Raw genomic sequence first — 12,778 nt, forward strand, 5'->3', positions numbered from 1 at the left:
TCATCCCTCCGCGCGGAGAGCGGAGTTGGGGCAGCTCTCGGCACAGGCGCGCGCCGCGGCCTCGCCACCGGCGGGCACGTCGACGACGACGACCCTGGCGTAGCCCCACTCGTCGAGCTCGACCATCTCGGGGGCGTGCTCCTGGCACACCCCGTATCCCTGACAGCGGGTGGCGTCCAGCAAGAGTTTCACGGGGTTGTCCTTTCGGGTGGTACGGGTGCGGTGCCCTCCGGGGGCGGTACGGGCCGGAGCCGGTGCCGGGTGCCCTTCGGGCGGTGCGGGGTGTCGTGCGGGCCGGGCCGGGTGCCCTTGGGGGGTGCGGGGTGTCGTGCGGGCCGGGCCGGGTGCCCTTGGGGGGTGCGGGGTCTCGTGCGGGTCGTACCGGGTGCCTTCGGGCGGTGCGCGGGCTTCTGCGGGGCGTGCCGGGCGCGGGTGGTGCGGAGCCGGCCGAGCAGCGGTGCCGGTGCGGGTGCGGGTGCGGGTGCGGGTGCGGTGCGGCGGTGTCGGGTGGTGGCCGCTGTGCGGAGCGGTTCCCCTACCCGCCCCTCTCCCGCTCACCGGGGCTCCGCCCCGGACCCCGTCGCCCTCAGACGCCGGGCGGGCTGGGAGATGCGGCTGGCCCAGGGCCTCTGGTGGTCCCGCGTCGGGGCTGGGGGGCTGGGGGGCTGAGTTGGCAGGGGCTCGGGTGCCGGGCGGCCGGGTTGGCGGGTCGGCCTGGTTGTCGGGTGGCGGGCTGGCCGGGTTGGCGGGTCGGCTTGGTTGTCGTGTGGCGGGCTGGCCGGGTTGGCGGGTCGGCTTGTTTGTCCTGTGGCGGGCGGCGTTCGGGGCTGGCGCCGGGCCGCCTGGTGGTCCCATGCTGGGGGCGTGATGGGCGGGGTCGGCTCGGTTGTCGTGTGGCGGATGCGGTCCGGGGTTGGCTCAGGGCCGCTTCGTGTCCGGTGCCGGGGGGTGGGGTCTGGTGCCGGAGCGAGCGGGCTCGTCCTCGTCCGGGGTGTGGATCGGGGACGGCCGAGGGCGGCTTGGCCGTCCTGCACCGGGCGGGTCGAGGGGCTCGGGGCCACGAGGGCTTGGTGGTCCCGTGCCGGGCGGGTTGGGGTCCGGATTGCGGGGTGACGGTTTGACGGATCTCCGTGGGGCGGAGGCCCGGGATCGATTCCTCCTTGCTTGCCGGGTGGGCAGGGCTGGGGTTGTCCGGGGCCGCACGGGCTTGCGGTGCCGGTGGGTCGGTGCTGGGAGGGCCGGTCGTGCCCGGTACCTGAGCTGCCGGCCTCCCCGGCCTCCCCGGCGTTCGAGGCTCGGGAGCGGGTGAGTCCCAGGCCGTACGCGGCGGTGAGGCCTGAGCTTCGCCTGGCCGTGGGTCCAGCCCCTCTGGCGTTCCAGGAGCGGGGGTGCGGGGGGCCGGAGCCCTCGGAAGGGGCCGGGCGCAGCTCTGGGCCGGAGCCGTCGGCGGTAGCTGCTGGAGGAACGGTGGGAGGGCGGGACCGGGGCACCTCCGGCTCCCCACCACCGCAACGCGCACGTGCGAGGAACCCCGGCCTTACCCGTCCCCGGCACGACCGGCCACCACGGCCTTGGCAGCGACCGGCGGGGCGGCCCCGCGGGCCCCGGGACCGGCGGGTGAGTTCCGGGAGCCTCCGCCAGCCGACGGCGAGGCCTCGCGGCCCGGAGCCCGCCCCTCGGTGACCGCAGGGTCCGGCGAGCCGAAAGGGCGCCCGGCCTCGCTCGCCGGTCCGGGCCGGCCCGTCTTCGCCGGTGTCGTGAGGGGGGCCGGGCCAAAGGGGCCTGTGTTTGCGGGTGTCGTGAGGGGGGCCGGGCTGGAAGGGCTCGTGTTCGCTGGTGCCGCGAGGGGGGCCGGGCTGGAGGGGCCTGCGTTCGCCCGTATCGCGAGGGCGCGTTGGTCGGCGTCCGCCGGTGCCGCGGCGGAGGGCGGCCGCCCCGACGGCCCGGCGGCGGACCGCCGGTCCGTGACCGGGGGGACCGGGACCGTGAGGTGGGAAGTCGGCTGGGCGGTTGCGGCGGTGCAGGGTTCGCACCGGGTCGTCAGGTGGGACGCGACCGCGGTCGGGAAGGCGCGCAGGAGGCTGCCCGCGAGGGAAGCGGCCGCGTCCAGGAGGGCGCATGCCCCGCGGCCCCGGAGGCCCGTCGACCAGCGTTCCAGGTGGGCGGCGGTGTCCGGGGCGGCCGTGCCCGCGGCGAGGCCGGCCAGGGCCCCGTAGATCGCGGCCGTGCCGGACACGCACACCCCGCACTGCCGCGAGCTCTCGGCCGCGAGGTACCCGGCGGCGTCGGCCGCGGCCGACACCGGGCACCCCCCGCCCGCGAGGAACCGCACCGCACCGCAGCCCAGCGCCGTGCCCGCGGCCGCCAGCGCGTCCGGTTCGAGCGGCAGCCCGAGGGCACCGGCGTCGACGAGCCCGCCGAACAGGCCACCCATCAACGCCCCGGCCGGATCCGGCACCCCGACGGCGTCCGCCAGGTCGCGCAGGGGCGTGCCGTACGGGACTTCGGTGAGCAGCGGTGCGCCGGGGCCGCCGGACAGCGTGACCAGGGTGCTGCGTGCGATGTCGAGCCGCAGGTCCGGGCGGGCGGCGGTGAGGGCGATCCGGGCCAGCGTCTCGACGTTGGACACCAGCGTCGGCGCGCCGCCCACGCCCTGCTCGAACGGGCGCGGCGGCTTCGCTCGGGGGAGGGCGGGGCCGCCGTCGATCCTGCGGACCACCGCGCTCTCCTCGCCGGCCACGTACGCGTGCCCGGTCTCGACCACCGTCACGGGCAGCGCGGGCGGCCGCTCGGCGAGCGCGCCGCGGACGCGGGCGGCGGCCTCCGGGTCGGAGAGGTAGACGTAGCCGCGGCCGGCCCCGGTGACCGCCGCGGCCCGGGCGAGGCCGTCCAGCACCAGGTGGGGGCGGGTCCGCAGCAGCCACCGGTCCTTGACCGAACCGGGCTCGCCCTCCTCGCCGTTGGCCACCACGACCGGTGTGGTCCCGCCGCCCGCGCGGCCCCGGTCGCGTACCGCGCCGAGCTTGACGGAGGCGGGGAAGCCGGCCCCGCCGCGGCCGCGCAGACCGGACGCGTCGAGGTGGTCCAGCAGTGCGTCCGGGGTGGTGGTGCCGGCGTAGCCGCCGACGGCGGCGTACTGCTCTGCGCTCTCCACCGTGCCGGGCGCGGGGCCGAGCACGCCGGCGGACGGCGGGACCGTCAGGTGCCGGATCACGGTCATCGGGGGTCTCCAGTGCGGGTGGGGGTGCTCAGGGCCCGTACCGCCTCTTCGAGCGCGGTGCGGTCCCCGGCGGTGCGGCCGTACCCCGGGCCGGGGAGGCCGATCAGCATGCGGTGGTGGTCGAGGACCACTTCGGCGGCGAGCAGGGCGGCGGTGCGGTCGCCGGGGCGGGTGCCGGCGGCCACGGCGGTGACCAGGCCGGTGACCTCGGAGAGGTAGCGGAGCCAGTCGTGCCGGCCGCCGCGGAGGACCAGGCGCTCCACGCGCCGCCGCTCGGCGGCGACCAGCACGGCCAGGCCCTCCACGGCGACGGAGCCCGCGCCGGCAGTGGCGCCGGTGGCCGCGGGGTCCGCGCCGGTCGGCGTGGTGGCGGGTGTGCTGGTGTCGGCGGTGGCTGTGGGGCCGGTGTTGGTCGCCGTGGTGCCGGTCTCGGCGGAGGCTGCGGGGTCCGTGTGGGTCGGCGTGGTGCTGGTGGCGGGTGTGCCGGTGACGGTCGTGGCTGCGGGGCCCGCGCCGGTATCTCCGGTGCCGGTGACCACGGTGGCTGCGAGGGCCGTGTCGGCCGCAGTGGTGCCGGTCGCAGTGGTGCCGGTGACGACATCGGCTGCGGGGTCCGTGCCGGTCCCAGCCGTGCCGGTGGGGCGCCTGACGGTCGCAGCTGCCGCGCCGGCACCCGTTGCAGCACGAGCACGAGCACGAGCACGAGCACGATCACCGGCACCGGCACCGGAGCCGCCCTCCGCGCCCGTGGGCGGGCGGGGGAGCGAGGCGCGCAGCGCGGCGACCGCCGCGGGGAGTTCCCGCTCCGGCTCGGGGGTGAGACCGAGCCAGTCCAGACGCCGACGACCGCTCATGCGTGCCTCCGGGAGGGTGGGTCCGCCGCCACGGCCGGGACGGCCGTGGCGGCCGAGGGTTTTCGGGAGGGAGGGGTGAAGCGGGCCGTATACGGCCGGCCCTGGAGCAGCCGGTACGCGGTGGAACCCGTACGTGGCGAAGACGCATGACGCTTGCTGACCGATCGGTCAATCACCTGATTCACGCTAGCTGACCGATCGGTCAGCGTACAAGTCTTGACCCGGCGGAAATCAGCCAGCAATCTGACTGTCCAATCGGTCAGCAACCTCGCGGCCCCGGCCCGACGTGCTGCCCCGACCCCTGGCACGCCTCGACATCCGATCGCCGTACGGACGGCATGGAGGAGTCACCCGATGCAGTCCAGAGCGCCAGAAACAGCACTTCACGAGCCCGGTGACGACGCCCCGGGTACGGCGTCCCCCACCGCGGCCCGCCCGGCTCCCGCCCCCACCGCGAACCGCCCGGAGCCCGGCCCCGACCGCCCGGTGCCCGCCTCCGACCGCCCGGCGCCCGCGCCCGGCGCCCAGGACGACCCAGGCCCCGCCCTCCCGGCCCGCTACTACACCGACCCCGCCACGGCCGCCGCCGAGACCCGGCACGTCTTCGCCAAGGCGTGGCAGCTGGTCTGCCACGAGTCCGACCTGACGGGCCCCGGCGCCCGGCTCGCCGCCACCGTCGCGGACCGCGAGGTGCTCGTCGTCCGCACCGAGGACGGCGGCCTCGCCGCCCACCTCAACGTCTGCCGCCACCGCGGGACCCGCCTGGTGACCGCTCCGGAACCGGCCGGCAAGGCGATCCGCTGCCCCTACCACGGCTGGACCTACCGGCTCGACGGGAGCCTGGTCGGCGCCCCCGAGGCCCGGCAGATCCCGTGCCTCGACAAACCCCGGCTCGGGCTCTTCCCGGCCCGCGTCGAGTCCTTCCTCGGCTTCGTCTTCGTCAACCTCGACCCGGACGCCGTCCCCCTGGCCGAGCAGTGCGCCGGCCTCGCCGAGGAAGTCGGCCACTACGCCGGCGCCGACCTCGTGCCGATCGGCCGCAGCCGCATCCACGACCTGGCGGGAGCCGAGGTGCAGGAGGCCAACTGGAAGGTGGCCGTCGACAACTACCTGGAGGGCTACCACGTGCCGGTCGCCCACCCCGGGCTGATGCGGCTGCTGGACTACCAGCGCTACAGCTGCCGGACCGCCGAGGCGTACGCCCTGTTCGCGTCCCCGCTGAGGGAGAAGCCGTCCTCGAACTGGGCCGAGCGCCTCTACCAGCGCATCGCCGCCCCCATGCCGGGCCTCGCCGAGGCGGACCGCCGGGTCTGGCGGTACGCGGTGATCTACCCCAACACGCTGATCGACTTCTATCCGGACCACGTGCTGGCCTGGACCGCGATCCCGACGGCCGTGGACCGGGTGGCCGTGCCCGGCGCCTTCTACACCCGGCGCGGCACGAGCCTGCGCACACGCCTCGCCCGGCGACTGAACATCCACATCGGCTGGATCACCAACGACGAGGACGCCGAGCTGGTCGCCCGCGTCCAGCAGGGGCTCTCCACCCCCGGGTTCGAGCCCGGTCCGCTGTCCCGCCGCGAGTCGGCGGTCGGCTGGTTCGCCTCCCGGATCCGCGCGGATCTCGACGCGGCCGGCCTCGACGCGGCCGCCCTCGACCCCGCCGATCCCGACGTCGGGCGGCACTGACCCCCGGTGCCCGTCGACCGCCGTCGCGATGCCGCGGAGCACTGACCTGCGGTACCGCGCAACCACCGTGCGCCGAGGCGCAGTTCATCACCCCGCCGTCCCCCAGCGGCCCTACGGAGAGGACCCCATGTCCCCCGAGGCACGATCCCTGTCCCGCCGCTCCCTCCTCCGGGCCGGCGTCGCCGGCACCACCGCCGCCCTCGGACTGGGCGCGGCGGGCTGCGGCTTCTCCGCCGACCCCGACCCGAAACCCGGCGAGACCGGCCGGAAGCCGATCGACGTCAAGGTCGACGGCGACCTGGTCTACTTCAACTGGGCCGACTTCGTCGACCCGGCCGTCTTCGAGGGCTTCTCGAAGGAGTACGGCGTCAAGGTCGTCCAGTCGAACTACGACTCCATGGAGGGCATGGCCGCCAAGCTCAACTCCGGCAACCGCTACGACATCATCTTCCCCACCGCGAAATGGGCGCAGCGCCTCGCCACCGGCGGCAAGCTCCACACCATCGACCACTCCCGGCTGAAGAACGCCGAGGCGGTCTTCGGCGGTTACGCGTACTTCGCCGACCCCTGGTACGACCCGAAGTCCGCCCACACCGTCCCGTTCACGATGTACAAGACCGGCATCGGCTGGCGCAGGGACCGCCTCGGCGACCTCACCGGCTCCTGGCAGGACCTGTGGAACGCCCGTGCCAAGGGCAAGGTCTTCGTCCTCGACGACCGCGACGAAGTGCTGGGCATGGGCGCGCTCAAGAACGGCCTCGACATCAGCACCGAGGACCCCGACGACCTCGAGACGATCACCGAGACGCTGCGCGGGCTCCGCCCCCGGCTGCGCGGCTTCTCCAGCGACAGCTACAACAACCTGCTCAACGGCAACGCCGACATGACCCAGGCGTGGAGCGGCGACATGGCCGCCATGCTCGCCCAGGCCAAGGACCCGAACGTCTTCGGTTTCGAGGTCGCCCGCGAGGGCGCCCCCGTCAACTCCGACTGCTACGCCATCCCCGCCAACGCGCAGCACCCCGGCACGGCCATGCTCTTCATCGACTACATGCTCCGCCCGGAGAACGTGAAGAGGAACATCGAGTACATCGGCTACCCGATGCCGGTGCGCGGCACCGAGGACACGTACAGCGCCCTCGTGGAGCCCTTCCCGCAGTGCCAGGTCAGCGCCGACGACCTCAAGGACGACCTCTACTACCGCAACGCCGGCCCCGCGGGCGAGCGCGCCCGCGACGCCGCCTGGACCGAAGTGAAGGCCGGCTGACATGCCGCGACGCGACCGCCCCGGGCCCGCCGCGGCGGGGTCCCGGCTGTGGACCTGGCTCATGCTCCCTGGCACCCTCTGGATGACCGGCTTCCTGGTGGTCTCCCTGCTGCTGGTCGCCACCCTGGCCTTCGGCACCACCGACCCCCTGGGGAACCCGCAGTTCGGCCTGGACACGTCGAACGTCGCCGCCCTCGCCGACCCGGCCTACCGCACCGTCCTGCTCCGCTCCCTCGGCTACGCCCTGGTCACCTGCCTCGTGTGCCTCGCCGTCGCCTACCCGGTCGCGTACGCCATCGCGATGTGCGGCGGCCGGTACAAGAACCTGCTGATCGCCGCGATCGTCGTACCCTTCTTCGCCAACTACCTGGTCCGCATGTACGGCTGGTCCGTGGTCCTGTCCGACGACGGACCGCTGCTGCGGGCCCTGCGGAGCCTCGGCCTCGCCGACCACGGCACGAGGATCCTCCAGACCGGCCCCGGCGTCGTCGCCGGACTCGTCTACGGCTTCGTGGTGTTCATGATCATCCCGCTGTACGCCGCCCTGGAGCGGATGGACACCTCGCTCATCGAGGCCGGCCGCGACCTCTACGGAGGGCCCCTGCGCACGTTCCTCTTCGTGACCGTGCCCGCCACCCGGCAGGGGGCCGCGGCCGGCTGCGTCCTCGTCTTCCTGCCCGCCATGGGCGACTTCGTCAGCGCCCAGCTCATGGGAGGCCCCGACCAGATCATGATCGGCAACCTGATCCAGGACAAGTTCTTCCAGGGCCAGAACTGGCCCCTCGGCTCGGCCCTCACGATGCTGCTGATGGCCGTGCTGCTCCTCGGGATGCTCGGCTACCTCCGGCGCACCCGCAAGGACGAGGCGGAGGCGGTCCGGTGACCCTCGCCGCCACCCGCCCGCCCGCCGGTACGCGGACCCGCGCGGCCGCCCTCACGGCCCGCCGCCGGCGCGGGGCCGAGCGCCGCCCCCGCTTCGCCATCGCCGTCACCGGCCTCTTCTTCGCCCTCCTCTACCTGCCCATCGGCGTCGTCGTCCTCTTCTCCTTCAACTCGCAGAAGTCCCTCACCGTCTTCAAGGACTTCAGCCTCCGCTGGTACTCCGCGTTCCTCCACGACGACGTGCTGATCGACTCGGTCGGCATGAGCCTGGAGGTCTCCCTCGTCGCCATGGCCGGCTCGATCGTCCTCGGCGTCGGCCTCGCCCTCGGCCTGGTCCGCGGCCGCGGCCGGCTCGGCTCCTTCGCCGGCCTGGTGATGCTCGTACCGCTGATCACCCCGGAGATCGTCACCGGCGTGGCCGCCATGCTGCTCTTCAAGGGCCTGGGCATCACCCTCTCCACCACCACCGTCATGCTCGCCGAGATCACCTTCTCCATCTCGTACGTGACGGTGATCCTGCGCTCGCGCATCGCCGCCCTCAACCCCGAGGTCGAAGAGGCCGCCATGGACCTCGGCGCCACCCGGCGGCAGGCCCTGCGGCTGGTGACCCTGCCCGCCCTGTTCCCCAGCATCCTGGCGTCCGCGGTGCTGATCTTCGCCCTGGTCTTCGACGACTTCGTGCTGGCCTACTTCACCACCGGCGTCGACCCCCAGCCCCTGTCCGTCCGCATCTACTCGGCGATCAGGTTCGGCGTACAGCCCACCATCAACGCCGTCGGCACCCTCATGCTCGCCGGGTCCATCGCGCTCATCGCCCTGGCGCTCGCCATCCCGCGCCTGTTCGGCCGCCGCGGCGGCCTCGATCTGCTCTCCGGGAAGTGACACCCATGCAGCACCCGCACCCCGCCGTCCGTCTCGACCAGGTCAGCAAGCGGTACGCCGGAGCCGCCGCCGACGCCTACGCGGTCCGCGGCGTCACCCTCGACGTCGCCCCCGGCGAGTTCTTCTCCCTGCTCGGCCCCTCCGGCTGCGGCAAGACCACCCTGCTCCGCATGACCGCCGGCTTCGCCGACCCCACCGAGGGCAGCGTGCTCCTCGGCGGCGAGGACGTCACCGGCCTCCCGCCCAACAAGCGCGACGTCAACACCGTCTTCCAGAGCTACGCCCTCTTCGACCACCTCTCGCTGGCCGACAACGTGGCCTTCGGACTCAAGCGCAAGGGCGTCGCCCGCCCCGAGATCCGCCGGCGCGTCGCCGAGATGCTCGACCTCGTCCAGCTCGGCGGCCTCGCCGACCGCAGGCCGCCCACCCTCTCCGGCGGCCAGCGGCAGCGCGTCGCCCTCGCCCGCGCCCTGGTCAACCGCCCGCAGGTGCTGCTCCTCGACGAGCCGCTCGCCGCCCTCGACCTCAAGCTCCGCCGCCGGATGCAGGTCGAGCTCAAGCAGATCCAGCGCGAGGTCGGCATCACCTTCGTCTTCGTCACCCACGACCAGGACGAGGCCCTCACCATGTCCGACCGCCTCGCCGTCATGAACGAGGGCCGGGTCGAGCAGTGCGGTACGCCGGAGGACGTCTACGAGCGCCCCACCAGCGGCTTCGTGGCCTCCTTCATGGGTACGTCGAACCTGGTCCCCGGCACCTACCGGGACGGCCGGGTGCTCCTCGACGCGGGCGGCCCCGCCCTGCCCGTCGGGCCCCGCGCCGACGTCCCCGACGACAGCCCGGTCAGCCTCTCCATCCGCCCCGAGAAGATCTGGCTCTCCGACTTCGAGCCGGGCATGGCCAAGGTCGGCGGGGTGGTGCGGGAGACCGTCTACTCCGGCCCGACCACCACGTACCTCATTGAACTCGCCCCCGGCGTCACGGTCTCGGTCCTGGAGCAGAACACGGTGCGCTCGCGGATGGAGGACCGCTGGAGCGGCGGCGAGCAGGTCGAGATCGCCTGGAAGCCGGAGCACTGCCTGGTCCTGGACCGTCCGGCCCCCTGACCCGCCCCGGCTCTCCCTGACCCGCCCGGCCCCCTGGCCCGCCCCGGGCGGCCGACCCGCCCGCCCCGGACCCCTGCCCAGCGCCGCCGCACCGGCGCCGACCGGAGGAACCTCCCCATGAACCACGACGTCATCGTGCTCGGCGCCGGCCTGGCCGGCCTGGCCGCGGCCCGCGACCTGGCCGCCGGCGGAGCCGACGTCCTCGTCGTCGAGGCCCGCGACCGGGTCGGCGGCCGCGTCGAGCAGACCCGGCTCCCCGACGGCCGCCCGGTCCAGCTCGGCGGCGAGGTGGCCGGCCGCGCCCACACCGCGTACACCGGCCTCGTCGCCGAACTCGGCCTCACCCTGGTCCCCAGCTACGTCGCCGAGCCCGGCGCCCTCGCCCGCGCCACCCCCGAGGGCGTCTCCGCCGGCGACCCGCCCCACTGGTTCGCCCCCGGGGACGACGCCGCCCACCGCAAGGCCACCGCCGCCTTCACGGCCCTCGCCGCGACCGTCGACCCCGACGACCCGTGGTCCCACCCCGACGCAGCCGCCCTCGACGGGCTCTCCGTCGGCGACTGGCTGCGCTCCGAGGGGGCCGGCCCCGCCGTCGTACGCCTCTGGGAGATCGGACAGCTCGCGCTCGCCGACGGCTCGTACGAGCGCACCTCCCTCCTCGCCGCCCTCCGCAAGCACGCCGCCGTGCCCGGCGACGGCCACTACGAGTACGAGGCGTGGGAGGGCCTGCGGGTGGCCGAGGGCTCCGCCACCGTCGCCCTGCGGATGGCCGAGGGGCTCGCCGGCCGGATCCGCACGGGCGCGCCGGTCGCCGCCGTCGCCGTACGCCGCCCCGGCGGCTGCACCGTGCGCCTCGCCGACGGCGAGACCCTCACCGCCGGCGCCGTCGTCAGCGCCCTGCCCGTCGGACCGCTCCGCTCGGTCGCCGTCACGGGCGTCTCCGACGAACGCCTCGCCTCGCTGCACCGCCAGCGCCACGCGGTCGCGGCCAAGTTCGCCGCCGCCTACGCGGAACCCTTCTGGCGGAGCCGCGGCCTGAGCGGCCTCTCCGAGTCCGAGGGCGTGCTCGGCAGCACCTGGCCGCAGGGCGAGGGCGTACTGTCCGCCCTCGTCCCGCCCGAGCGGTACGGCGTGCTGCTCGGCACGCCCCCCGCCCTGCGCACCGCCGAACTGCTGGCCGAGGTCGCCCGCCTCTACGGCGACGAGGCCCACCGCCCGCTGGCCACGTACCTCCGCCTGTGGGGCACCGACCCCTGGACCCAGGGGTACGTCACCCACTGGACGCCCGGCGACGTCCTGGCCGTGGGACCCCGGCACGGCACCCACGAACCGCCCTTCTACGTCTGCGGGTCCGACCAGTGGGTGGCCGGCTACATGGAGGGCGCGGTCCGCACCGGCCGCGCCGCGGCGAAGGAGGCACTGGCCCGTGGCTGACACCGTCCCGAACCACATCGGGGGCACCGACCGCCCCGCCGCCTCCGGCGCGACCACCGCCCTCGTCGACCCCGCGACCGGCCTGGTCCACGGCCACGCCGCCCGCTCCGGGCCCGCCGACACCGACGCGGCCTGCGCCGCTGCCGCGGCGGCGCTGCCGCGCTGGTCGGCCACCACCCCGGCGGCCCGCCAGCGGGCCCTCCTCGGCATCGCCGACGCCGTCGAGGCGCACGCCGACGCGTTCGTGGCGGCCGAGTGCCGGGACACCGGCAAGCCGGCCGACCGCTTCCGCGAGGACGAGCTCCCCGCGATCGCCGACACCCTGCGGTTCTTCGCCGGGGCCGCACGGAACCTGCCGGGCCTCGCGGCCGCCGAGTACACCGAGGGCCGCACCTCGGTGCTGCGCCGCGAACCGGTCGGCGTCTGCGCGCAGATCACCCCCTGGAACTACCCGCTGATGATGGCCGTCTGGAAGGTCGCCCCGGCCCTCGCCGCGGGCAACACCACGGTCCTGAAGCCGGCCGACACCACCCCGTCCTCGGCCGCTCTGCTGGCCCGGGTCGCGGCCGCGCACCTGCCGCCGGGCGTGCTCAACGTCGTCTGCGGCGACCGCGACACCGGGCGGGCCCTCATCGGCCACCGCGACGTCGCACTGATCGCGGTCACCGGGAGCGTCCGGGCCGGCCGGGAGATAGCGGCCGCGGCGGCCCCCGGACTGAAACGCCTCCACCTGGAGCTCGGGGGGAACGCACCGGTCCTCGTCCACGACGACGTGGACGTGGAGGCCGTGGCCGCGGCCCTCGCGGAGGTCGCGTACTACAACGCGGGCCAGGACTGCACCGCGCCGGCCCGGATTCTGGTCCACGAGCGGGTGTACGACGCCTTCGTCGCGGCCCTCGCCATCGCCGCGGCCGCGCCCGCCTACCGCGAGGGGGCCTTCGGCCCGCTGAACAGTGCGGCCCAACTGGCCGCCGTGGAAGGCCTGCTGGCCCGCCTTCCGGCGCACGCGGAGATCGTCACCGGCGGCGGTGGTGTTCCCCGGCCCGGCTTCTTCCACCGGGCGACCGTGGTGGCCGGCGTCCGCCAGGACGACGAGATCGTCCAGGAGGAGATCTTCGGACCCGTGGTCACGGTCCAGCCCTTCGCCACCGAGGAGGAGGGCCTGCGGCTCGCCGGCGACGTCCGCTTCGGCCTCGCCGCCGGCGTCTGGACCACGGACCACGACCGCGCGATGCGGGCCACCCGCGCCCTGCGTACCGGGATCGTCTGGGTCAACACCCACGGCACCACGGTCTCCGAGATGCCCCACGGCGGCACCGCGCAGTCCGGCTACGGCAGCGACCTCTCCCTCGCGGGCCTCCTGGACTACACCCGGCCCAAGCACGTGATGCTCTGACGGCAGGACCGGCCGGTTCGGCGGGCCGGAGTCATCCACAGGCTCCGG

At 75.0% G+C, this 12,778-nt stretch carries 10 protein-coding genes; 7 read left to right on the forward strand and 3 right to left on the reverse strand.

The annotated features are described in order from the left end of the window. From ACIF6F_RS19160 to ACIF6F_RS19170, 3 genes are all read right to left on the reverse strand, one after another. Positions 1-192: a ferredoxin gene (locus ACIF6F_RS19160; RefSeq protein WP_399947992.1), complete on the reverse strand. Its 192-nt coding sequence runs from the start codon at positions 190-192 to the stop codon at positions 1-3. A gap of 1,345 nt (positions 193-1,537) precedes the next feature. Further along, positions 1,538-3,220 (reverse strand): NADH-ubiquinone oxidoreductase-F iron-sulfur binding region domain-containing protein, encoded by a 1,683-nt coding sequence (locus ACIF6F_RS19165; RefSeq protein ID WP_399947993.1) that lies wholly within the window; start codon positions 3,218-3,220, stop codon positions 1,538-1,540. Further along, positions 3,217-4,074 carry a hypothetical protein gene (locus ACIF6F_RS19170; protein ID WP_399947994.1) on the reverse strand — a complete coding sequence of 286 codons (858 nt, stop codon included), beginning with the start codon at positions 4,072-4,074 and terminating at the stop codon, positions 3,217-3,219. Before ACIF6F_RS19170 ends, ACIF6F_RS19165 begins: the two co-directional genes overlap by 4 nt. Positions 4,075-4,428: 354 nt before the next feature. Here ACIF6F_RS19170 and ACIF6F_RS19175 point away from each other — a divergent pair, with 354 nt between their 5' ends. The 7 genes from ACIF6F_RS19175 to ACIF6F_RS19205 all read left to right on the forward strand — a co-directional run bounded on the left by ACIF6F_RS19175 (position 4,429) and on the right by ACIF6F_RS19205 (position 12,730). Continuing rightward, on the forward strand, positions 4,429-5,763 hold the full coding sequence (locus tag ACIF6F_RS19175; RefSeq protein WP_399947995.1) for an aromatic ring-hydroxylating dioxygenase subunit alpha: 1,335 nt from the start codon (positions 4,429-4,431) through the stop codon (positions 5,761-5,763). A gap of 127 nt (positions 5,764-5,890) precedes the next feature. After that, positions 5,891-7,030, forward strand: coding sequence for a spermidine/putrescine ABC transporter substrate-binding protein (locus ACIF6F_RS19180; RefSeq protein ID WP_399947996.1), 1,140 nt, complete (start codon positions 5,891-5,893; stop codon positions 7,028-7,030). A 61-nt stretch (positions 7,031-7,091) separates the two neighbouring features. Then, on the forward strand, positions 7,092-7,913 hold the full coding sequence (locus ACIF6F_RS19185) for an ABC transporter permease (protein ID WP_399947997.1): 822 nt from the start codon (positions 7,092-7,094) through the stop codon (positions 7,911-7,913). Then, complete coding sequence (locus ACIF6F_RS19190) at positions 7,910-8,794, forward strand: ABC transporter permease (RefSeq protein ID WP_399947998.1); 885 nt, start codon at positions 7,910-7,912, stop codon at positions 8,792-8,794. The genes ACIF6F_RS19185 and ACIF6F_RS19190 overlap by 4 nt, the downstream gene beginning before the upstream one ends. A 5-nt stretch (positions 8,795-8,799) precedes the next feature. Continuing rightward, a complete protein-coding gene (locus ACIF6F_RS19195; protein ID WP_399947999.1) occupies positions 8,800-9,900 on the forward strand; it encodes an ABC transporter ATP-binding protein in 1,101 nt (366 codons plus the stop codon). 117 nt (positions 9,901-10,017) lie between these two features. Beyond that, positions 10,018-11,334: a flavin monoamine oxidase family protein gene (locus ACIF6F_RS19200; RefSeq protein WP_399948000.1), complete on the forward strand. Its 1,317-nt coding sequence runs from the start codon at positions 10,018-10,020 to the stop codon at positions 11,332-11,334. Then, the gene (locus ACIF6F_RS19205; RefSeq protein WP_399948001.1) at positions 11,327-12,730 is read left to right on the forward strand and encodes an aldehyde dehydrogenase family protein; all 1,404 of its coding nucleotides are present in this window, start codon (positions 11,327-11,329) and stop codon (positions 12,728-12,730) included. The genes ACIF6F_RS19200 and ACIF6F_RS19205 overlap by 8 nt, the downstream gene beginning before the upstream one ends. Positions 12,731-12,778: the final 48 nt, after the last annotated feature.

This window comes from Streptomyces sp. NPDC086023 (assembly GCF_044540325.1).
In the GTDB taxonomy this organism is placed as follows: Bacteria; Actinomycetota; Actinomycetes; order Streptomycetales; family Streptomycetaceae; genus Streptomyces.

Coding starts and splice junctions, on each gene's coding strand:
- ACIF6F_RS19165 (WP_399947993.1), bottom strand. CDS start 3,220: ATGACCGTGATCCGGCACCTGACGGTCCCGCCGTCCGCCGGCGTGCTC.
- ACIF6F_RS19170 (WP_399947994.1), bottom strand. CDS start 4,074: ATGAGCGGTCGTCGGCGTCTGGACTGGCTCGGTCTCACCCCCGAGCCG.
- ACIF6F_RS19175 (WP_399947995.1), top strand. CDS start 4,429: ATGCAGTCCAGAGCGCCAGAAACAGCACTTCACGAGCCCGGTGACGAC.
- ACIF6F_RS19180 (WP_399947996.1), top strand. CDS start 5,891: ATGTCCCCCGAGGCACGATCCCTGTCCCGCCGCTCCCTCCTCCGGGCC.
- ACIF6F_RS19185 (WP_399947997.1), top strand. CDS start 7,092: ATGCTCCCTGGCACCCTCTGGATGACCGGCTTCCTGGTGGTCTCCCTG.
- ACIF6F_RS19195 (WP_399947999.1), top strand. CDS start 8,800: ATGCAGCACCCGCACCCCGCCGTCCGTCTCGACCAGGTCAGCAAGCGG.
- ACIF6F_RS19200 (WP_399948000.1), top strand. CDS start 10,018: ATGAACCACGACGTCATCGTGCTCGGCGCCGGCCTGGCCGGCCTGGCC.